The 23,764-nt window shown below is 41.0% G+C and carries 15 protein-coding genes; 10 read left to right on the top strand and 5 right to left on the bottom strand.

All coding sequences use genetic code 11. From position 1 onward, the window contains the following. Positions 1–32: 32 nt before the first annotated feature. The 3 genes from mraY to M595_RS17055 all read right to left on the bottom strand — a co-directional run bounded on the left by mraY (position 33) and on the right by M595_RS17055 (position 3,366). Positions 33–1,148 (bottom strand): phospho-N-acetylmuramoyl-pentapeptide-transferase, encoded by a 1,116-nt coding sequence (mraY, locus tag M595_RS17065; RefSeq protein WP_023067581.1) that lies wholly within the window; start codon positions 1,146–1,148, stop codon positions 33–35. 128 nt (positions 1,149–1,276) lie between these two features. Continuing rightward, positions 1,277–1,522 (bottom strand): DUF3134 domain-containing protein, encoded by a 246-nt coding sequence (locus tag M595_RS17060; protein ID WP_023067599.1) that lies wholly within the window; start codon positions 1,520–1,522, stop codon positions 1,277–1,279. A 212-nt stretch (positions 1,523–1,734) separates the two neighbouring features. Beyond that, complete coding sequence (locus tag M595_RS17055) at positions 1,735–3,366, bottom strand: BON domain-containing protein (RefSeq protein ID WP_083492836.1); 1,632 nt, start codon at positions 3,364–3,366, stop codon at positions 1,735–1,737. A 503-nt stretch (positions 3,367–3,869) separates the two neighbouring features. Here M595_RS17055 and M595_RS31870 point away from each other — a divergent pair. From M595_RS31870 to M595_RS17030, 6 genes are all read left to right on the top strand, one after another. Next, positions 3,870–4,019, top strand: a complete 150-nt coding sequence (locus tag M595_RS31870) for a hypothetical protein (protein WP_023067607.1) — start codon at positions 3,870–3,872, stop codon at positions 4,017–4,019. Positions 4,020–4,201: 182 nt separating this feature from the next. Next, complete coding sequence (locus M595_RS17050; protein ID WP_023067627.1) at positions 4,202–5,221, top strand: AI-2E family transporter; 1,020 nt, start codon at positions 4,202–4,204, stop codon at positions 5,219–5,221. A 166-nt stretch (positions 5,222–5,387) separates the two neighbouring features. Beyond that, a complete protein-coding gene (locus tag M595_RS17045) occupies positions 5,388–6,746 on the top strand; it encodes a histidine phosphatase family protein (RefSeq protein ID WP_023067594.1) in 1,359 nt (452 codons plus the stop codon). An 82-nt stretch (positions 6,747–6,828) separates the two neighbouring features. After that, positions 6,829–8,154 (top strand): dihydroorotase, encoded by a 1,326-nt coding sequence (locus M595_RS17040; RefSeq protein ID WP_023067584.1) that lies wholly within the window; start codon positions 6,829–6,831, stop codon positions 8,152–8,154. Between the two features lie 117 nt (positions 8,155–8,271). After that, positions 8,272–12,051 carry a PAS domain S-box protein gene (locus M595_RS17035; protein WP_023067621.1) on the top strand — a complete coding sequence of 1,260 codons (3,780 nt, stop codon included), beginning with the start codon at positions 8,272–8,274 and terminating at the stop codon, positions 12,049–12,051. Further along, positions 12,048–13,580, top strand: coding sequence for a diguanylate cyclase domain-containing protein (locus M595_RS17030; RefSeq protein ID WP_023067616.1), 1,533 nt, complete (start codon positions 12,048–12,050; stop codon positions 13,578–13,580). Before M595_RS17035 ends, M595_RS17030 begins: the two co-directional genes overlap by 4 nt. A 30-nt stretch (positions 13,581–13,610) precedes the next feature. Here the strand turns inward: M595_RS17030 and lepB are convergent, their stop codons facing one another. Further along, positions 13,611–14,237 carry a signal peptidase I gene (gene lepB, locus M595_RS17025; protein ID WP_023067593.1) on the bottom strand — a complete coding sequence of 209 codons (627 nt, stop codon included), beginning with the start codon at positions 14,235–14,237 and terminating at the stop codon, positions 13,611–13,613. Between the two features lie 346 nt (positions 14,238–14,583). Between lepB and M595_RS17020 the strand changes: the two genes are divergently transcribed. From M595_RS17020 to M595_RS17005, 4 genes are all read left to right on the top strand, one after another. Beyond that, positions 14,584–15,924, top strand: a complete 1,341-nt coding sequence (locus M595_RS17020; protein ID WP_023067592.1) for a dihydroorotase — start codon at positions 14,584–14,586, stop codon at positions 15,922–15,924. A gap of 181 nt (positions 15,925–16,105) precedes the next feature. Then, a complete protein-coding gene (locus M595_RS17015) occupies positions 16,106–18,052 on the top strand; it encodes an AMP-dependent synthetase/ligase (protein ID WP_023067609.1) in 1,947 nt (648 codons plus the stop codon). 451 nt (positions 18,053–18,503) lie between these two features. Next, the gene (locus M595_RS17010; RefSeq protein WP_023067624.1) at positions 18,504–18,953 is read left to right on the top strand and encodes a YlqD family protein; all 450 of its coding nucleotides are present in this window, start codon (positions 18,504–18,506) and stop codon (positions 18,951–18,953) included. A gap of 335 nt (positions 18,954–19,288) precedes the next feature. Further along, positions 19,289–20,599 carry a dihydrolipoamide acetyltransferase family protein gene (locus M595_RS17005; RefSeq protein ID WP_040484256.1) on the top strand — a complete coding sequence of 437 codons (1,311 nt, stop codon included), beginning with the start codon at positions 19,289–19,291 and terminating at the stop codon, positions 20,597–20,599. A gap of 150 nt (positions 20,600–20,749) precedes the next feature. On the opposite strand, the gene M595_RS17000 is transcribed toward M595_RS17005, so the two are convergent. Next, on the bottom strand, positions 20,750–23,764 hold a 3,015-nt coding region (locus tag M595_RS17000), incomplete at its 5' end, for a non-ribosomal peptide synthetase (protein WP_023067603.1).

Here is a 23,764-nt window from a genome sequence, read left to right as displayed (position 1 = left end):
CTAACCTCTTTACCCGCTAAACGTTTCACGGTCTAAGCTATAACCAAACTAACCAACACCAAAATCACATTAATCAAATAAAACGTTCCGACGACCTGAGTTTCTGACCAACCACAGAGTTCTAGATGATGATGCAACGGTGCCATTCTAAATAGACGCTTACCAATGCCATCGGGGTTTTTCGTTGCCTTGTAGTAGCTTACCTGAGCGATAACAGACACCGTTTCGACTAAGAAAATCCCACTGATAATCAGCAGCATCCAGAGTGTGTTAGAAAGTAAAGCAACGGCCGCTAATGCCCCACCGAGGGCCAGTGAACCGGTATCTCCCATAAACACTTTAGCCGGATTGCGGTTGTGGCTGACAAACCCCAAACAACTCCCACTCAGACAAGCACAAAATACCATTAATTCTGGGGAAGTCGGCGCGAGATAAGCCCCTAGCCCAAAAAGAGTAATCGCCCCGAGTCCGCCCATCAGCCCATCGACACCATCCGTCAAGTTTGTGGCGTTACTTTCGGCAACCGGAACAAAAACAGCCAATGGCCAGAATAACCAGCCTAAAGGTAAGGCTAACCCAAAAGGTAGAGCAACCGTCGAAATCTCAGAAGATTGGAGAGATAGACTTCCCACTCCCCGAGTTGCTAATGCTAAACAAAATAATGTTGCTAACCCCACCTGCAAGGCTAACTTCATTTGGGGAGAAATGCCTTGATTGGATTTTCGTCTGAGAATTTGCCAGTCATCCAACCAACCGATAAATCCGTAAGCTAAGGTTAAAGTAGAAATAGCAATTACATTCGGGTCAAATCCAGACCAGATTAAACCTCCAACTACCCCAACCGGAATAAAAAAGATCCCCCCCATGGTGGGAGTACCTGCTTTTTTGAGGTGTGCTTGTGGGCCATCTTCTCGGATAAATTGTCCGGCTTTAATCCGAACCAGGAGAGGAATTACCCAATGCCCTAAAGCCGCAGTGATCAACCCACAGACGACTAAAGGAAAAAACAGAGAAGTTTGAGGATTGAGAAAGCGATCTGCTGTGATATCCAGACTGATCGCCAAAGCACTCAACCCTAGAGTCAGCAACGCCCAGAGATGGCGTCCTGATAAGTTTGATGAGCGAATTGGTGAAAATAAACTATCCACGGAAATAAATAAAATTAATCCTCAACACCAACTACAAACCGGGAGTTTAAGTTTGGATGACTACCCCTAGCGGTTGTTGCATCCTAATAATACTGCGGAAGTGCAACGCCTGCTAAACTCGATTTTTTTTAATCATCGAGATCATCATCATCATCGTCGTCATCGTCATCGTAGGAATTCTCATCGACAATCAATGCTGAGATCTCCTCTTCGGGGTTGACATAATTAGTGCTAGATTCTTGAACAATATCCCGAGGAATCAAACGACCCGTTGCTTGTAGCCACTCTAACAGGGAAACGTGCTGCTTTGAGGGAATTACATCAGCAGGTTCATGGACGGGAATTTTGCGTAAGGAAGGATTGTTTTCTGTCATTGATCCGATTTGATGTCAAATATTAGACGTAAACAGTCAGACGGTTTGTAGTTATTGCTTTCTACTCACAGACGAGAGTAAAACCGGATGGATACCAAGCCAACCTGCAAAAACACACAAACGATCCCACCATAAATTAGCACAACTGGATCAGGGATCGATCAAGTGGTGGTTGAAAGTTTGAAGAAATTCCGGACAACTTATCAATCAACTCAATTTAATGGGTTGGAGTTTGGCGAAACTTCTAAATTATTCATCACTGTTACTGCACCCCCTTCATAGGCTTCTTCTGTGGCTTGGGCGTATTCATACCAACTGTCAACGGTTCCAGTCAAACGGGCGACTCCATCATCGACGGAAACTTCTACTTGTTGTTCATCTACAAAGGGAGACCACAATAACTGAGCATCTATGGCGGTGGCGAGGGCTTCATCACTGCGATCTGAGAAAACCGAGTTGTCGTAATTGTAGTCATAGTCTTCGGTGATCGGGTCCCAATCATAAAAAGATGTTTCCTCCGCAGGTAAGTTATAGTCAACTTCCAACTGGTTAATCACACCCGTTACACCCTGGGCTAAGGCGGCTACATCTCCGGCTTGCCATTTTTCAAAATAAGATTCTACACTACCATTGAGCCTAACAATACCTTCTTCCACCGTTACTCCAATCTCTTGACGGTTGACATAGGGATCTCGTTGGAGTCGGGTGATGATCTTCTCAACAATTTCATTGTCTGTGAGTTCGGTTTGGGGTTGTACATTAATATTGCTTTCAACTCGCCAAACCCCAGTTGTATTTCTCGCATCTTGGGCGGCGGCGCGTTTGGCTTTAAGATTATCTACAGTACCGGATAACGTTACCGCCCCTTCATCTACGGCGACATTGAGGTTAAATGCCGCCACGCGCGGGTCATAGAGTAAAGCATCTTGAACTGCGTCTCGAATGGCTGTATCTTTCAACTCAGGAACGATTTCTGTTCTCATCCGTTCTTCATCAGCCCAAGGTTCAACTTCGAGGTCATTTGCATCAACTGACATCACACCAATCACATAAGCATCGGTAATGACTAAAGATTTCTCAAACGCACTACCGACAATTCCTGATAAGATTGCCTGAGTTCCATCCACTTCGATATTAATTAATCGACTATCAACTCGTGCATCCCATTGTAGGGCAGACTGAATATCTTGCTCAATTTCTGGGGCGGAGCGTTGAGTTTTGTAATTGATTGAGATTTGATTATCGATTTGTTTAACCCCAGCAACTCCCTTCGCAACTCGACTGGCTAGTTGTTTTTCTTGCCAAGAATCAACTTCACCGCCTAAAGTCACGACTCCGTTATTAACAACGGGTTCTATTTCCCAGACTTCTGTGACGGGATCATTGACTAAAGCACTGTTAATATTCTCTAAAATTTCGGCATCAGTACGGGGAACAGGTTCGACATTAATCTCATTAATAACTGCTCGGGTTCCTTTAATCATACTGGCAATTCGTTCCGCTCGTTCTTGAGCTAAAATATTATTGACAGAACCCGATAAGGTGACAATTCCTTCATTTGTAGCCACCAAAATACTCGCAGGTGAAATCCCCCGACTAATTTCCAACTCGCGTTCAATGGCTTCTGTGATTTCTGCATCGGTAAAGGGATCTTCACTCACCACCATTTCGGTATCATTGATGTCAGGTTCAGTTTCTAAGACTTCGTTATCGGAGTTGGTCAGAGTTTGGCTGGGAGACTGACAACCTGTCATTCCGAGAGAAAAAACGGTTGCTAACATCCCCGCAGAAAATAATCTAAAAATTTGCTTTTGAGAAGTTCTGTTTATTGAAAATTGCATCATAATCTCCGACAACTAAATTGAACAGGTTTTTGCAGCTTGTAAAACTTTGAAAAATTTAAAAACTAAACTAGAATAATAAAATTTATAGACTTACTTGCAGCTTATCTCTATCTTATAAAAATCAGTCGCCGTAATTCCTCTATCCCTAGAAAGAGTTCTCAGACCGGGACTGAAACGCTATCAAATATTCGATGAACTTCACAGAAAAACAAGAGCAAATTTTCAGATTTAGGCATTCTGAGTTTGACTTGTATTCTCAATTTTAGTCAAAAGTTGAGTAAAGTCTATCATTCGATAGATGAATTGAAAGCGATCACCCCTTATAATATAGTTATTAAAGATGATGAAATCAATCTTGAAAAATATTCTAGATTTGTCAGTTATCGGTTTGAAATAGATTTTATTTTAAGTTGACTTAGTGAATTTAAATAAAGTTTGTTTTAATCCTAAAAATAGAAACAAATTTAGAAGGATTGATTATTTAAAAATGGAGGAATACAAAAATGAGTAATATAACTCGACGATTTCAGGAAGTATTTGAATATATCTGGTTAGGCGCAAAACGAATCTTTAGCAGTAATACGGATCAATATCCACAAACCGGATTTCAACCCTACGAGGGAGATTCAGCGAATAAAAGCAATGCTGAATAATTTATCCCAAGGCGGAGGAAGAACGATGACTGTTAAGTTGAAGTGACTTCCTCCTTTTCTTATAGATTTTAGTTTGATTGAGTCATGAGTTTAATCAAGTTCTAGATTATTTATCATTTAGGCTAAAACCCTAAATTTATCTTAAAATTAATACTATTTAGTGAGTGGGGAAGGGTGAAACTGTGACATTTGGGAAAACTATTGGAATTATCTGCTTCTTAATTTCCCTCTATATCTTGTGGAAAATTAGACAAGTTATCTTACTTGCGTTTGCTGCTATTATTTTGGCAACATCCATTAACCGGATTGTGAAACTTCTCCAGAAACAGGGAATGAAACGAGGTATAGCTGTCGGTATTTCTGTGTTTTTTATTTTCTTGGTTTTAGCTGGATTTATATCTGTTATTGTACCACCAGTAATAGATCAATGGCAAGAATTAATTACACAAGTTCCGATGGGATTTGAACAGCTTAAAACTTGGTATCTGGGTTTACAAGATCTCATTCCTTCCCGAATTTTTGGTGATTTAAAAAGTCCTGAACGTTTGCTTGAACAAATACCCGATCCGGGTTTTGGATTATTTAATAACGTTTTTAGCTTATTTTCAACTTCATTAGGAATTACTTTAAACGTTGTGCTTGTAATTGCGGTGACAATTATGTTCTTGAGTGATCCCGTGCCCTACCGACGTAACTTCATTTTAATATTTCCGGCTTTTTATCGCCCTCGGGTTAATGAGATTTTAAATGAGTGTGAAGAAAACTTAGTCGGTGCTTTAGTCGGTCTTTTATTTAATATGACCGTGATTACACTTCTAAGTGGTATTGGCTTATGGATACTCGGCGTTAGACTGGCTTTAGTCAATGCTTTACTCGCCGGATTTTTAACCTTTATTCCTAATATTGGCCCAACTATTAGTGTGATTCCACCCGCTTTACTCGCCCTGATGGATGCCCCCTGGAAAGCCCTAGCGGTGATTGGTCTTTATATCGCCATTCAACAAATTGAAAGTAATATTTTAACGCCTCTTGTGATGAAACACGAGGTTTCTCTACTTCCGGCTGTTACCTTATTATCTCAAGTCATCTTTACCATCTTCTTTGGAACTTTGGGTCTACTTTTAGCCATTCCTCTCATCGCAGTCTTACAGGTTTGGTTTAGAGAAATGTTAGTTAAAGATGTGATGAATCAATATCAATAATAAAATCCCAAATTCAGAAAAATCCGTTTTAAAATCTGCTTTTTAGAAGTACCCGGATTTTTGAGTTGAACTTTAGATGTGAGCGAGTTACAAAAACAAGGTAAAATGCTTCTGGCTTTAATCGGCTTTCCTTGTTCAACCATCACACATCCACACATCTAGAGTAATGACAACCCGTGTAATTCTTGTTCGCCATGGTCAGAGTACCTACAATGCTCAACACCGCATTCAAGGTCGCCTTGATGATTCTGTTTTAACAGAAAAAGGCTGTAATGCAGCAAATCAAGTGGGAGATACTCTCGCAAATTTAACATTTGATGCGATTTATTGTAGCCCTCTCAAACGTGCTAAACAAACGGCTGAACTGGTGGTGTCCCACTTAAAAACACCTCCGCAACTACAACCGACTGAACTTTTGATGGAAATTGATCTGCCGTTGTGGGAGGGTTTATTTCGTCAAAATGTGATTGAAAAATATTCCCAAGACTATCAATGTTGGCACGAACGTCCTCACGAATTTTTTATGGTTCTTTCTGAACCCGAAGGAGAACGAAAGCATTTTCCAGTCTTAGCAATATTTGAACAAGCCCGAAAATTTTGGCGAGAAATTTTAACTCGTCATCAGGATCAAACTGTTTTAATTGTCGCTCATAATGGAATTAATCGGTCATTAATTGCTACCGCTTTAGGAATAGAAGCCAAATATTATCAATCTATTCAACAATCTAACTGTGGAATTAGTGTCTTGAACTTTTCTGAAGTTACACCAGGAGAACTTCCTCAACCCGCCTCAGTTCAACTTCAGTCTCTGAACCTCACCAATCATGTTGGAAACCAATTTCCCTCGGTTCGACCTGAACATCAAGGGCCGAGAATTTTATTAGTTCGACATGGGGAAACAGAGTGGAATCGCAATGGACAATTTCAAGGACAAATTGACATTCCTTTAAACGATAACGGTCGAGAACAAGCCCGCAAAGCCGCCGAATTTCTCAAAACTGTTAAACTCGATTTTGCCTTCAGTAGTCCGTTACTCCGTCCGAAAGAAACGGCTGAAATTATTCTCCAACATCATCCTAATCTTGAGTTACAACTTGATGCAGATTTGTGGGAAATTAGTCACGGTTTATGGGAAGGGAAATTTGAAGCCGAAATTGAACAACTTTATCCCGGACTTTTGCAACAATGGAAAGTCGCTCCTGAAACTGTTCAAATGCCAGAAGGAGAGAATTTAAAACAAGTTTGGGATCGGGTAGAAATCGCTTGGAAACGTATTGTCAAAGCTTATGATCAACAACCTGTTACCGGACTTGTGGTCGCTCACGATGCGGTTAATAAAGCCATTCTTGCTCAAGTTTTTAACTTACCTCCTCAACATTTTTGGAACTTTAAACAAGGAAATGGGGCGGTAACTGTGATTGACTATCCGAATGGAATTAACGGTGATCCGGTTTTACAAGCTTCTAATATTACCACTCATTTATTTGAGGGAATTTTGGATAAAACCGCCGCCGGAGCATTATAAAATCTTCGTAGGGGCGCAAGGCTTGCGCCCAAAACTCTTTCTTCAAACTTTAAACTCTAAACCTAAACTCTAAACTTAAATTATGAGCCATGAACTGCTTCAAAATGTTAGAATACTTGACCCAGAATCCGGAACCGATACCATTGCCGATATTTTAATTAAAGAGGGTGTTATTAACGCAATTCAAACGAATCTTTCTCCCTCGTCTGATGTTGAAGTTCAAGACGCCAAAGGTTTAATATTAGGCCCCGGTTTAGTAGACTTATATAGCCACACCGGAGAACCAGGTTTTGAAGAACGAGAAACAATTTCTTCTCTAATTGACGCCGCCACCGCAGGAGGATTTACTCGCATCGCTCTTTTACCCGATTCTATTCCGCCTGTTGACAATCCCGCAACGGTGAGTTTAATTGATCGTCTCGCCCAAACAAAATCCTCTTGTCAAGTTTATCTTTGGGGTGCTTTAACGCAAGGTGTCGCCGGAAAACAAATGAGTCAATTGGCGGAATTAGCAACTACAAAAATTATTGGTTTTGCTGATGGTAAACCGATTCAAGATTTAATGTTATTACGACGATTACTTGAATATTTAAAGCCATTAAATCAGCCTGTTGCTTTGTATGGTTGCGATCGCCAACTCGCGAGTAATGGAGTGATGCGAGAGGGAAATGAATCAATTTTGAGTGGTTTACCCGGAATTCCTGCTTATGCAGAAACAACCGCTATTTCGACAATTCTTGAAATCGTCGCCGCGACTCAAACTCCAGTTCATTTAATGCGAGTTTCAACGGCTCGAAGTGTAGAATTAATTCGAGAGGCTAAAGCCAGAAAATTACCGATTACCGCTAGTACCACTTGGCTACATTTATTACTCAATACTCAAGCTATTAGTGGTAAAAATAAGAGTTTACCTTTTTCAATGATCCCTTACGATCCTAATTTAAACCTCGATCCACCTTTAGGAAATATTGAAGACCAAATTGCTTTAATTCAAGGGGTGAAATCTGGCGTAATTGATGCGATCGCTATCGATCACACACCCTACACCTACGAAGAAAAAACAGTGGCTTTTGCCGATGCGCCAGCAGGTTCTATTGGGCTAGAATTAGCGCTACCGTTACTCTGGCAAACTTTTGTGAGTTCGGGTCAGTGGTCAGCGTTAGAATTGTGGCAAGCTTTAAGTACCAAACCCCTCAAATGTCTCGGACAAAAACCAACAAGAATTGCCAACGGTAAACCTGCGGAATTAACGTTATTTTCTCCTCAAACTCCTTGGAAGGTTGAAGCAAAAACTCTAAACTCTCTATCAATAAATACATCTTGGTTGAGACAAGACATTACAGGTAAAGTCTTAAAAACTTACCGCAATGATTTTGGTCTAGATTCAGAGATGTTCAGAATTGATTAATATATTTATTTGTAAAAAATTATCAACAAAAATTTATTTGATGATGAATTTATATTTCTGATCTATAATGATAGACAAAAGTGCTTTGTTTAAATTCCCATCATTACCCGTCAGATAATGTTTAACTCTATTCTATTATCTAACCTCTATATTCCTCATGGGCATTGTTATCTTTGGCAACCTTCCCTTGTTAGCTTACATCTGATCTCAGATGCTTTGATTAGTTTAAGCTATTACTTCATTCCCATTGCTTTACTACGCTTACTCAACCAACGCCAAGATACACCTTTTCGAGTGGTTTGGTTTTTATTTGCAGCTTTTATTATTACTTGTGGTACTACTCACTTTCTCGGTATTATTACACTCTGGTATCCGATTTATTGGATTTCAGGATTAACCAAAGCCTTAACTGCTGTTGTTTCTATGATAACAGCATTTCAGTTAATCTCGATTATTCCTCAAGCGTTAGCTTTACCCAATCCAACCCAACTTCAACAACTCAATCAAGAATTAGCAGAAAAAACACAATTTTTACAGAGTATTTATGAAGGGGTTGAACAAGCAATTTTTGTACTTGATGTAGTAGAAAATGGAATATTTCGTTATGTGAGTTATAATCCTGCGGCTGAACGATTTTCCGGCTTTTCAAGTTCAGAAATAAAAGGAAAAACAGCAGATGAATTTATGCCAACCGCCGTGGCAAATAAGGGTAATTATCAATTACGAACCTGTTTAGATGCTAAAAAAACTGTTACCTTTGAAGAATATTTATTTTTTCAAGGTAAAAAAAGCTGGTTTTTAACAACTTTAACACCCTTAAAAGATCCCCAAGGCAATATCAAACAAATTATTGGAACTGCAACTGATATTAATGAACGAAAACAAGCCGAACAAAAACTACAGGAAAGTGAAGAACGTTTTCGCAGCGCGTTTGATTATGCACCCATTGGTATGGCGATTGTTTCTCTAGAAGGAAATTGGTTAAAAGTCAATCAGGCAACGTGTACAATCACAGGTTATAGTCCATCTGAATTAGCCTCACTCTCTGTTCAAGAAATCACTCATCCCGAAGATTTTGAAATAGACTTTAACTATGCTAAACAACTTATTGCTGATCAAATTCGCACCTATCAAATGGAAAAGCGATATTTTCATAAAAACGGAAAATCTATCTGGATATTACTTAATGTTTCATTGGTTCGGAATGAACAGCAAGAGCCACTTTATTTTATTGCTCAAATTCAAGATATTAATGAACGCAAAAAAATTGAACAAAATCTACGACAATATGAACGGATTATCGCAGCAACCTCTGATGGGATTTGTTTAGTAGATTGTAATTATACTTATCAGCTGGTCAACCCTACTTATCTCAAGTTTTATCATAAATATCTTGATGAAGTTGTGGGAAATAAGGTTAACAACATTATCGGAGAACCTCTATTTACACAACTCATACAGCCTAAGTTTGAAGCTTGTTTAAAGGGTGAAGTTATTCAATATGAAAGATGGTTTTACAGTTCAGAAGATCAACCAAAATTTATTAGTCTGACCTATACTCCTTACCGCGAATTGGATAAAGAGATTACAGGTATTGTTGTCAGTATTCGTGACCTCACCAAACTCAAACAGGCAGAAGAAGCCCTACGCGAAAGTGAAGAACGACTTCAATTAATTGCTAGCAATATACCTGGGGCGATGTATACTTTAGTTGAAGGATTAGACGGTACATTTACTTTTGAATATCTGAGTGAAGGTTGTCGCGAATTGTTTGGAATGGAACCCCAAGATGCGATCGCAAATGCAAACCGAATCCTGAATAAAATTCATCCTGAAGATCTGCCAAAACATAATCAAGCCGCTACGATGAGTAAACAAAACCTGACTCCATTTTCTGAAGAATGGCGATATATTTTACCGTCCGGTCAAGTTCGATGGGTTCTAGATAATGCACGTCCTAGACACCGTGACGATGGAGAAATAATTTGGGATGGTGTGATTCTTGATATTAGCGCTAGCAAACAAGCTGAAATAGATTTGCAAAACAGTCAAGAAAGACTTTACCGCACCCTAGAAGCCGGACGAATTATTTGTTGGGAAGAAGATTTAATCAGTCAAGAAGTCAGAGGTTGGGGTAACAATATCGGGGAAAATTGGACTGCAAATTTTTGGGAATTTCCCTTAGAATTTGCTCATGAAGGTATTCATCCTGAAGATCGCGTTCGGGCTGTAGAAGCAAAAGAAAATGCGATCAAAAATAGAGGAGAGTTTCAAGTTGAGCATCGTTTGATAGGCTTTGCTGAAAATACTTGGATGTTGGCTAAAGGGAAAGCAGTTGTTAATGATCAGGGTGAAGTCACTCGCGTTGTTGGGGTGGCAATTGATATTAGCGATCGCAAAGCAGCTGAAGCAGAATTAGTGAAAGCCAAAGAAGCGGCTGAAGTCGCCAACCAAGCAAAAAGTATTTTTCTGGCAAATATGAGTCACGAATTGCGTTCTCCTCTCAATGCCATTCTTGGTTTTACTCAAGTTATCAGTGGAAGTTCTAACCTAACACCACAGCAACAAAATAATCTGAATATTATTCAACGTAGTGGCGAGCATCTTTTAAGTTTAATTAATGATATTCTGGATTTATCTAAAATAGAATCTGGACAGAGTATTTTCATCCAAGAAGCTTTTGACTTGTGGGATTTAATTGAAGAACTCCAAAATATATTTACAATAAAAGCGTCTCAAAAAAATTTACAATTAACATTTGTAATTAGCCCTAACCTCCCTCGTTATATTCAAAGTGATCGGGTGAAGTTACGTCAAATTTTAACAAACTTGCTCAGTAATGCGATCAAGTTTACAAAAGAAGGTGGTGTTCGCTTTGAAGCGGATGTGAGAGAAACTTTCTCAGTTGATTTGACGGGTAAAACTGACACATCAGAGGTGCAATTACATTTTCGGATCAGTGATACTGGAGTTGGCATCGAACTTGACGAAATCGATGATTTGTTCCGTCCATTTGTACAAACTCAATCTGGAATTCAATCTCAGCAAGGAACAGGTTTAGGTTTAGCAATTTGTAATGGTTATATTAAACTGTTTGGGGGTAAAATAGAAGTTTATTCTCAGCCCAAACTCGGAACCACATTTGATTGTCAGATGCCCGCTTTACCTGTTGAGTTTGCAGAGGTTATTCCCGAAAATTCTTTGTACAGTCGAGTGATTGGCTTACAACCCCATCAACCTGTCTATCGAATTTTAATCGTAGACGATGAACCCTATAACTGTCAACTTCTCGAGCAAATTTTAACTCCCGTGGGGTTTGAAGTACAAATCGCCAACAACGGGTTAGAAGCCGTTGAAAAATGGCAAGCATTTCAACCTGATTTGATTTGGATGGATTTTAAAATGCCTGTTCTAGATGGCTATGAAGCAACGCGGCAAATTCGCCAACTTGAACAACAAAATCAAGCTTCTGCTTCCTCCCGAACGGTGATTATTGCTTTAACTGCGAGTGCATTTAACGAACAAAAACAGGCTGCCATAGAAGCAGGTTGTGATGACTTTGTTTGTAAGCCTTTACAAGTTACGTTGATCTTCAATAAAATGACAGAATATTTGGGAGTACAGTATCTTTATCAAAAAATTGAGCAGGCATCCCCAACCGTGAATGGGGAAAATGATTTATCACAAATTCAGTCTCAATTGACAACATTATCATCCGAGTGGAAATTCCGGCTAGAGGAAGCGGTACTCTCACTCGATGGAGAAGCAATTAATCAACTCATCCAAGAAATTTTACCCGAACACGAAAAACTAGCAAACTATCTAAAATTTTATACTGAAAACTTCAACTATGAACCCATTCTTAAACTACTCGAAACCCAGGAGAACAATTTATGACACCTCCAAGTGAACCTTCAAATAAGTCTGAAACCATAAAAATTCTGGTGGTAGATGATTTACCTGAAAATTTACGTCTACTGCAAGAGATGTTAGTTAAACAGGGCTATAATGTCCGATTTGCCAATAGTGGAAAATTAGCAATATTAAGTTTAAGCCGTTTTCAGCCCGACTTAATTTTACTTGATATTATGATGCCAGATATAGATGGCTTTACGGTATGTCAACAGTTAAAAGCAAATCCTGAAACTGAAAATATTCCAGTAATTTTTATGAGTGCGTTGGATGATGGCACCAATAAAGTCAAAGGATTTCAAGTTGGTGGAAGTGATTATATTACTAAACCTTTTATCGCGGAAGAAGTTCTCGCCCGGATTCGTTATCAAGTTTCTCTCAAATCTTTACAACAGCAACTTCAACACAAAAATCAAGAGTTAATTCAGCAAAACAAACAATTACAAAAGGCGCAATATGAAACCAAACTTTTACTCGAAGCAACTTGGACGATAGAAAAATCACACACCCTCGAAGAAGCGATTAGTAGTATTTTAGATGTCATCTGTCAAAATATTGGCTGGGACTATGGCGAGGGTTGGCTACCCAACCCAGACAAAGATGTATTAGAATATATTCCTCAGTTTAAAAGTTGTTCTGCTGCTTTCGGGAGATTTCAAGAGCAAAGTCGCTTGATTACTTTTGCCTCTGGTGAAGGATTACCGGGACGAATTTGGCAATCTCATAAACCCGAATGGATAGAAGATTGTTCGACTTGTTCAGAAACTGTTTATCTGCGAACTCAACTGGTTGTCGATGCTGGACTCAAAGCCGTTTTTGGTGTCCCTGTTGTCGAGTCTGAAAAGTTGCTGGCAATATTAGTCTTTTATCAAACCCAAGCTGTTCCCTATCAAAGTCGGACAGTTGAATTAGTCCAAGCCGTAGCAACTCAGTTAAGTTCTCCTCTCCAACAAGCCCAACTCAAACAAGAACTTCAACGGGCTAACCTTGAACTCGAACTGTTAGCCAATCTTGATGGGTTGACTCAAATCGCCAATCGTCGGCATTTTGACTATCGGTTACAACAAGAATGGCAACGGATGCAACGACTCCAGTTACCTCTATCATTAATTTTGTGCGACGTTGATTATTTTAAACGATATAACGATTGTTACGGTCATTTAGCCGGAGATGATTGTTTAGTACAAATCGCTCACATCCTTTATCAGTCTATCCAACGAGCAGCAGATGTTGTCGCCCGTTACGGGGGAGAAGAATTTGCGATTATTCTACCCTACACCGATACCCAAGGAGCCATTTCTGTCGCCGAACGAATTCACACCAGAGTGTTACAGCAACAAATCCCCCATGCAGATTCTCAAATCAGCCCGATTGTGACAATTAGTTTGGGGGTGAGTAGTCTGATTCCGACTTCTACTGATTCTCCTCAATCCCTCATCCAACTCGCCGATGAAGCCCTCTACCAAGCAAAACAAAGCGGACGCAATACCTATGCTGTGGCGCCCGCTATTTAAGTTCAACAAACCCATTTCAGCGAGTAGAGCTTATTGAGGTTGAGGTTGAGGTTGGGGTGCAGACGGAGACGCATACAACGGACTTTCATCAAGCCCACCCACCCGGTTAGGTGGCCAAAACCGAACGATCGCTCGGCCAATGATATGATCGCGAGGCACATATCCCCAATAGTGGCTGTCGTAGCTATTATTACGGTTATCTCCGAGAACCAGGTAGCTATCTTTGGGAACCACCTCCGGCCCCCAGTTATACTGGGGTTCTTCAGCGATGTATTTTTCATCTAAGGGTTGACCATCGACAAAAACCAGTCCATCTCGAACTTCAACCTCTTCACCCGGCAAACCAATAATCCGTTTGATAAAAGCGTCTTTATACTGGGTTTTGAGTTGATCAGTCGGAGAGAACACCACAACATCTCCGCGATCAGGATTTTGAAACTTGTACCCCAACTTATCGATAATCAAGCGATCATTGATTTCTAAAGTCGGTAACATTGAACCCGAGGGAATATAACGGGCTTCTGCCACAAAGGTACGAATCCCCAACGCTAAAACAATACTGAGTCCAATCGTTTTAAACCCCTCAACCCAGGCATTTTCTGAATGGTCTTGAGGTGAATGATTATTGTGTGGCTCTTGATTTGGAAGGCTACTCATAGGCCGTATGTGCAAGCAATTTTAAGAAAGGTTGATATCGCGGACAAGAAACTCTAAATTAATAATTTGAGGTGTGCCTTGAATTATAGTGCAGAAATTGTCACTTTGTCGAAATCTGGACTTAATCGCAGCATAGCTTCTTGAGAAACCCAATCGTCTTTATTGTCTCTTGTACACCTCAATCTAGTTAGGTGATGTAGTCCATCGTACCAAATTGATCAGGCGATCGCCTATAGCCCCTTGACTGTAACAGATTGCAAAGGTTCCAGTTCACTGTTTACGGGTCAGCAATTGATCAATTGCTTTGACTTGCCCTTACACTATTTACTGATGATTATTTAAAGCCATGTCTAATCATACTCATTTGTTTATCCGTCAAGCTACAATTCTCCTCCCGACTGGTGAATTTTTGTTAGGAGATGTCAAGGTTCAAGGTTCACAAATTGTTGAAGTGGGGGCAAATCTTTCTGTTGATTCAGATTCCGCCGAAACGATAGAAATTAATGCTCAAGGGTTGACATTGTTACCGGGAGTGATTGACCCCCAAGTTCACTTCCGAGAACCGGGGTTAGAACATAAAGAAGATTTATTTACCGCCAGTTGTGCTTGTGCAAAGGGAGGTGTGACTTCTTTTTTGGAAATGCCGAATACTCGCCCTCTAACGACAAATCAAGCCGCTTTAACCGATAAGTTACAACGAGCTAGTCAAAAATGTCTCGTCAATTATGGCTTTTTTATTGGGGCGACGGGGGAAAATTTAGAGGATTTATTAACGGTGAATCCCACCTGCGGGATTAAAATCTTTATGGGGTCGATGAAAGGGCCGCTTTTAGTCGATGAAGAAACCGCTTTAGAACCCATTTTTGCCCAAGGCGATCGCTTAATAGCCGTTCATGCTGAAGATCAGGCTCGAATTAACCAACGTCGTCAAGAATTTGCCGGGATTTCTGATCCAGCAATTCATTCTCAAATTCAAGATAATCAAGCCGCATTATCAGCGACAAAACTCGCCTGTAAATTGTCTAAAAAGTATCAACGTAGACTGCATATTTTACATCTTTCCACCGGAGAGGAAGCCGAATATTTACGCCAAGAAAAACCCGCCTGGATCACCGCAGAAGTCACACCCCAACACCTATTACTCAATACCAGCGCCTATGAAAAGATTGGCACAAAAGCCCAAATGAATCCCCCCTTGCGATCGCCCCAAGACAATCAAATCTTATGGCAAGCCTTACAGGATGGAGTGATTGATTTTATCGCCACCGATCACGCTCCCCATACCCTCGAAGAAAAAGCCCAAACCTATCCCAATTCCCCTTCGGGAATGCCCGGAGTTGAGACCTCATTAGCCTTAATGTTAACTCAAGCAGAACAGGGACGTTGTACAATCGCTCAAGTGTCTAACTGGATGTCTACAGCGGTTGCCAAACATTATAAAATACCCAATAAAGGGGCGATCGCTCCGGGTTATGATGCAGATTTAGTATTAGTTGATTTAAACACCTATCGTCCCGTTTTAGCCGAACAACTGTTAACAAAATGTGGTTGGAGTCCGTTTGAAGGCTGGAACCTTACCGGATGGGCTGTTGTGACAATGGTGGGGGGTCAAGTGGTTTATGATCGAGGTCAGTTAAACACCGAAGTCCGAGGCCAAGCCTTGAGATTTGATGCCCAAACAGACTGACAGCCAAAAATCTGTCTGTTCGGGTTAAGACTGATCTGAGAGTAGAGATAGGATAGTTGAAAGGAAGACTGGAATTGTCAATTGCCTACTCAAGACAAGCCAATTCTTTGAGTCTAAATTTGAATTCCTAACTCCTGACGACAGACCTGCGAAATCAACTTATCTATTACAAACAGTCTCTATGAATAAATCCTCCTCATCTGATCTCAACTATACTTCGATTAGCGCCTTGCCTGAAATCTGGCCAATTTTAGCCAAAAAAGCGGGTCAAGGGATCGCCCTGCATGATCCCCACTGTCAACCCGAAGTCATCCTCAGTTATAGTGATTTGTGGCTTCAGATTCAACAATTTGCCGCCGGACTGCAAACTTTAGGAGTAGAAGCAGTTCATGAAGAAGCCTTACCGACTCGTATTGCCTTATTTGCAGATGATAGTCCCCGTTGGATCATCGCCGATCAAGGAATTATGACCGCAGGGGCGGCTGATGTGGTACGAGGGGCAACGGCTGATCCGGCTGAGTTAGTTTATATCCTCAAAGATAGCGGTAGTGTGGGGTTAGTGGTTACCGATCTCAGTTTACTCAAGCGTCTGCGATCGAGTATTGAAGATCTGCCGATCAAGTTTATTATATTGTTGTCGGATGAAGAACCCGACTCTAGTGAAATTCCAACTTTACCCGTACTGAACTTTACCCAACTCCTCAATCATGGTGGAGATTTTACCCTCAGAAGACCTGCGGTTTATGGTCAACAGAGTTTAGCGACATTACTCTACACTTCGGGAACGACAGGCAAACCGAAAGGAGTGATGTTAACTCATGGTAATTTAGTGCATCAACTCAATACCATTCCCGATGTTGTACAACCGGAAATCGGAGACAATGTTTTGAGTTTACTCCCGACTTGGCATAGCTTCGGACGCATCGGACAATATTTCTTGCTGTCGCGAGGCTGTACTCAGGTTTATAGTAGTATTCGCTATTTTAAGCGAGATCTCAAAGAATTTAAGCCCCGTTATATGACCAGTGTTCCCCGGATTTGGGAATCGATTTATGAAGCCGCTCAAAAGCAATTAGGCGAACAACCTGCCAGTCGTCAAAAGATTGCCAAGTTCTGTTTTAGCGTCAGTGAACAGTATGTATTAGCCCGTCGAGTTGTTCAAGGATTAACCCTCGATGGGCAATCGCCTGGGGGAATGCAAAAAGCGATCGCTCGTCTAAAAATGCTGCTGTTGACTCCCTTACATCAGTTAGCGGATCGGTTAGTTTATCAAAAAATTCGAGCGGCTACCGGAGGGATGTTTAAATTTGCGATTAGTGGGGGGGGTTCTCTAGCGATGCACCTAGAGACGTTTTATGAGATTGTCGGGGTTGATTTGCTGGTGGGATATGGGTTAACAGAGACTTCTCCGGTGTTAACGGCTCGGCGTCCAAACCATAACCTGCGAGGATCAGCCGGAAAACCGATTCCTCAAACTGAAATTCGCATCGTTGATCTCGAAACTCGGCGAGTGCTTTCTCGACTCGAAAAGGGTTTGGTGTTGGCACGAGGGCCACAGATTATGAAGGGGTATTTTGAGAACCCAGAAGCGACGGCGAAAGCGATTGATCCCGAGGGATGGTTTAATACTGGAGATATTGGTTGGTTAAGCCGACAAAATGATTTGGTGTTGACGGGGCGAGCCAAGGATACGATTGTCTTGAGTAATGGGGAGAATATTGAACCGCAACCGATTGAAGATGCTTGTGTTCGCAGTCCGTATATTGACCAAATGATTTTGGTGGGTCAAGATCAAAAAGTCTTGGGTGCGTTAATTGTGCCGAACTTTGAGGGGTTGGAAAAATGGGCAGCTAGTCAAAATCTGAAGCTGAAATTACCCCATTCTGAGTTAGTCAATGACGGTGAAGGATTGGATCTCGAAAGCGCTCCGGTTCAGGATTTATTCCGTAAAGAGTTAAACCGAGAGGTGAAAAACCGTCCGAGTTATCGGGTTGATGATCGAATCGGGCCGTTTCGCTTGATTTTGGAACCCTTCACGATGGAAAATGGAATGCTGACTCAAACTCTGAAGATCAAGCGTCCTGTCGTAATGGAACGTTACCGCGATATGATTAACGCAATGTATTAAGCTGTGTCAGGGATCAATTGTAAGTTGTCAGCAGTTGGGAGTCCCCAATGTCAATAGGGCTGAGTCTTGTTGTCTCTGAGGTTAGAGTCTCACACAAAAGCGCTTTTTCCCTTGACTACAGGCAACTGACGGTTCATCCCTGACAACTGCACCTACGTTCTGACTGAACGTTTATACTCCCGATCAAAACGGATATTTAGATTGAAAAACGGCTGACACTGACGATAGGACAGATAAATGTTTACTGCCTAGAAGGAAGCGAATCTGTTTTTCGAGTGACTATCCGTGATCAATGACACCTCATAGCACATCGCAAAAACCACGCAAAGTCGAGGATCATATCAGGGTAGGGCTTAACATCCCGTGAGGCTTCACCGAAGCCATTACTAAGTTGACCCGATAGGTAGAGAATCAATTCGTGGGATAAGGACAATAGACAGGCAACATACTCATGGATATCTCGAACAATCAACTTCTTCTCAAACGAGCAATTAATATCAAAGCGATTGTTACCCCTCGCTGGAAAGAAGAAGCTCAACAGCAACTTCAAGCTCAAATTAACCAACTCGATAGTCAGTTGCAGCAGCTCGAAATGCAAGGACAACGGGCGATTGGTGAATTAAAAAAACAGACAATTCAGCCTCCTGGCCCGGAAGTAATGCAGCAAATTGAGAGTATTCAACTTCAGATTAATGAGCAGAAAAGTAAGTTTCTTGATCAAAAAAATCAGAGCTTACAACAACTGCAACAAATTCAAACTTTTGAACTTGAACAAGAAGTGAGTCAGGGGCAAATTGAAAGTGTATTTGCAGTAGCAAAGGGTGATAATCTCATTCAGAAAATGCAGGTCGAAGTCTTGTTGCGCGATGGCGTAATTGAAGATATTCGCGGCGAGATTTAATTCAATTGACGACAACAGATAGAGCGCGAACGGATTCACTTTAGACTAGGCAGAATAGATTTATTCGTCTGAGGAGGCGTTAACGCCCATCCGTTCTGCGGTCAAAAGATCGGTTTGACTCAATCTGTTTTACTCAGTACCTTAGTCTCAGTTGAGGTGGACTGTAGAGACGTTGCATCAGACGTTGCATCAAATGTCTGGACTTAATCTGTTCTGCGATCGCAAGATCGGTTTCTCAGTGCTGAGAGTTGGGTTTTCATCTGACAACAAACTGAGCGCACCCCTTGAAAATTTTTCCCTGCTCCTAGTTTAACTATCTAGAACACCACACACCTATGATTCACGAAGTTTTCATGCCTGCCCTAAGTTCAACCATGACAGAGGGTAAAATTGTTTCATGGCAAAAAGCTCCTGGCGATCAAGTTGAGAAAGGAGAAACTGTCTTGGTCGTGGAGTCCGATAAGGCAGATATGGATGTAGAAGCCTTCTATTCGGGCTATTTGGCGACGATTCTCGTACCCGAAGGTGAAATGGCCGCCGTGGGTAATACGATTGCTTTGATTGCGGAAACAGAAGCCGAAATTGAGGAGGCGAAACAGCAAGCCCCGAGTAGTGGTAGTGCTGCATCGACTCCGAGTCCGGCTCAAGCCCCGACACCTGCTCCTGAACCTGTAGCCGCCTCCGCCTCCGCCACGACAACGGCTCAAAGTCCTAGCCGTCGCAATGGTCGTATTGTGGTGTCTCCTCGCGCTCGGAAACGGGCGAAAGAGTTAAAGGTTGATTTGAGTAAACTCAATGGTTCTGGCCCTCATGGTCGAATTGTCGCCGAAGATGTGGAAGCTGCGGCAGGTAAATCGTCTCAGACGGCTCAAAAACAACCAACTCCGGCTCCTTCTTCTCCTGGAGTGTCTCATCAGCCTCAGATGCAACCCGCACCCGCTCCTGCACCTCAACCCGCTCAAGCGGCAGCACCGGGTCAGGTCGCTCAAATGAACTCGCTGCAAAATGCAGTGGTGCGAAATATGATGGCGAGTCTGCAAGTGCCTTCGTTCCATGTGGGGTATACGATCACCACAAACAGTTTAGATGCGCTTTATAAGCAAATCAAGCCTAAAGGTGTGACGATGACGGCACTGTTGGCGAAGGCGGTGGCGGTAACGTTGCAGAAGCATCCATTAGTAAATGCCAGTTATGTGGAGTCGGGGATTCAATACAGTAGTAGTATTAATATTGCTGTGGCGGTGGCAATGGCCGATGGCGGACTGATTACCCCGGTGTTGAAGAATGCGGATCAAATGGATATTTATTCGCTGTCTCGCACTTGGAAAGATTTGGTCGAACGTTCACGGGCGAAACAACTGCAACCGGATGAATATAATAGCGGAACATTCACGTTATCGAACTTAGGGATGTTTGGAGTGGATCGCTTTGATGCGATTTTACCCCCTGGTCAAGGTTCGATTTTGGCAATTGGCGCTTCTCGTCCGCAAGTGGTGGCGACAGATGACGGAATGATGGGTGTTAAGCGGCAAATGCAGGTTAATATTACTTGCGATCATCGGATTATTTATGGGGCGGATGCTGCGGCTTTCTTGCAAGATTTAGCCACCTTAATTGAAACCAATCCTCAGTCTTTGACGATGTAAGGTTTGATCGCGTTATGGGTTAGGGAATAGGAAACTGTAAAAGGGTTTCAGAATTGAGAAATGTCCTAACCTCTCAGTGCGTAGCGTTTTAATTTCTCCCTTTAACCCCCTTTCCAAGCTGGTGAGGGGGAACTCATATTAAGTAACCTACTAAATTTCCATTTCTTTTCGAGTTTCTTCTTGAACCGTAGAAGGCTGTGAAAACTGCTGAATTGTCATTTGCATGGTAGAAATTCGTTGGGCTAAACTGGAGACTGTCGGTTTTTCAAATAGAGTGCGTAAAGGAATATCCATTTCAAAGGTTTCTCGCAAACGAGAATTAACCCGAGTTGCCAGCAATGAATGTCCTCCGAGTTCAAAAAAGTTATCGTGTATTCCGATTTTTTCTATTTTTAGAACGTCTTGCCAAATTGTAACTATTTTTTCTTCTATTGGGTTCTGAGGTGGAACATACACTGATATTCTTTGATTGGGGTTTTCAGCTTTAGGAAGTGACTGTTGATCGAGTTTTCCACTGGGAGTTAAAGGAAAGTCATCTAAAGTGATGAAATGACTGGGAATCATGTATTCTGGTAATTTTTCTGCTAAAAAATTATGTAGTTTTTGATGTAAATTTTCGGGTTGACTCGGTTTTTCTGGTAAAATGATATAAGCCACAATATATTGATCGTTTAGGCGATTATTCTGAGCGATTACTCGACAGGATTTGATTTTTGGGTGTTGTTGTAATACCGCTTCTATCTCTCCTAATTCTATTCTCTGTCCGCGAATTTTGACTTGATAATCTAGTCTTCCTAAATACTCTAATTTTCCATCGGAAAGATATCGCACTAAATCGCCTGTTTTGTACAAACGATCTGATTTTTGTTGAGAATTAAAAGGATTGGGAATAAATTTTTCAGCCGTTAATTCGGGACGATTGTAATAGCCTCGCGCCAGTCCAATACCGCCGATATGTAATTCTCCGGGTACTCCAACGGGGACGGGTTGTAGATGAGAATCCAGCACATAGATTTGAGTATTTGCGATGGGATAACCAATGGGAACTGTAGATAAGTTATTATTACGAATACACGTCCAAGCTGTGACATCAATTGCGGCTTCTGTGGGGCCATAAAGATTGTGTAATTTGGCTTCAAATTGTTCAAAAAATTGGTTTTTAAGTTCAATGCTTAAAGCTTCCCCGCTACAGAAAACTTGCTTGATTGATTTACACTGTTTCAAGTTCTTTTCTTCTAAGAATACTTGCAGCATTGACGGAACAAAATGTAGTGTGGTAATCTGTTGATTAATAATTGATTTTACTAAATAATAACTATCTTTGTGACCTTCGGGTTTAGCCATTACTAAACAAGCGCCATTCAGCAAGGGCCAAAAGAATTCCCACACGGAGACATCAAAGCTAAAAGGTGTTTTTTGTAAAATGCGATCGCCGGTCATTAATTGATAAGTATTTTGCATCCATAATAAGCGATTACATAATCCTTGATGGGTGTTAATAACTCCTTTCGGTTTACCCGTTGAACCGGAAGTATAGATCACATAAATGCTGTTTTGGTTGGTGATAGTGTTCGGAGGATTAGAGGATGGATGTTGAGCAATTTTGGCTTTTAAATTGTCGTCGAAAACTATAATATTTGCTTGGGTATTCGAGATTTTATCTAAAAGATTTTCTTGAATGAGGAGAGTAGAAACGCAAGCATCTTTGAGGACAAATTCTAATCTGTCTTGGGGATAAGAGGGATCGAGAGGAAGGTATGCGCCTCCGGCTTTGATAATGGCTAAAATTGCGATTAACATTTCTGGAGAACGTTCGACACAAACCCCCACCAAAGATTCTGATGTAATTCCCCGTTTTTGTAAATAATGTGCGAGTTTATTGGCTTGAGAATTGAGAGTTTGATAGGTTAAAGATTGATCTTCAAAAACCAGTGCGATCGCATCGGGAGTGTTTTCAACTTGTGTTTGAAATAATTCGGGTATAGTTAAAGTTTTCGGATGGTCAATTTGAGTGTTATTCCAGTCAATAAATAGCTGTTTGTGTTCGGTTGGGGTTAAGAAGTTCAATTCTCCCAAGGGTTGCTGAGGATTTGCTATTATTTGTTCGAGTAATATGCAGAAATGTTCTAAAAATCTGCCGATAGTTTTCGGTTCAAAAAGATGACCAGAATATTTAAGTTTAATCGAAAGTTCGGAACCCAGTCCGACTAATATTGTTAGGGGAAAGTTTGTCCATTCAACCGAATCTACCTCTTGAATTTTTAGGCTTTTATTTTGTTGTGTTAAAGTTTTATCTATCGGATAATTTTCAAAGACTAAAAGGGTTTTAAACAAAGGTAAACCGGCTGGAATATCGCTCAATTTTTGAATTTCTAATAAAGAGGTGTATTCATATTGTAACGCTTCAGATTGTTGGTTTTGGAGTTCTTTTAACCAAGAAATTAAAACCGCTTGACCGGGAACTTTGATTCTAACAGGTAGAGTATTAATAAATAACCCAACCATTGATTCTACTCCGGTTAACCCAACCGGACGACCCGAAGAAGTTGCACCAAATAAAATATCTTGTTCACCGCTATAACGGCTCAAAAGTATTGCAAAAGCACCTTGAATAATGGTGTTTATAGTCAGTTGATTTTTTTGAGCAAATGATTGTAATGTTGATGTAGTCGTTTGAGAAAGTTTTACCTGTTGTTCTTCGGGTTGGTTTTCGTGAGAAATAGAGTTTAAATTTTTCTCTATTCTTAAAGATGTCGGAGTTGTAAACCATTTTAATTGTTCTTTCCAGAATTGTTGAGCGGTTGATAAATCTTGTTTGTACAGCCAAGCAATATATTCGCCATAGGGACGGATTTTCGGTAAGGAAAACTGTTTTCCAACGGATAAGGCTTGATAAACATCTAACACTTCTTTAATCACTAATCCCGCAGACCAACCATCAAGAATCAAATGATGTTGAGTCCAAATCAGTTTATAAGTTTGGTCAGTTAGTTGTATTAAATTCAGTCGAATGAGAGGAGGTTTTTTCAGATTAAACGTTTGTTGGCTATCGGTTTTTAACAGATTTTTTAATAAGTCTTGCTGTTCATCGGGTGACAAATTTCGCCAATCTTGTTGTTGCCAAGGTAAGTTCACCTGTCGATAAATAACTTGAAAAGGTTGTTC

It is taken from the genome of Lyngbya aestuarii BL J (assembly GCF_000478195.2).
Classification (GTDB): domain Bacteria; phylum Cyanobacteriota; class Cyanobacteriia; order Cyanobacteriales; family Microcoleaceae; genus Capilliphycus; species Capilliphycus aestuarii.
This window is presented reverse-complemented; position numbering and strand designations above follow the sequence as displayed.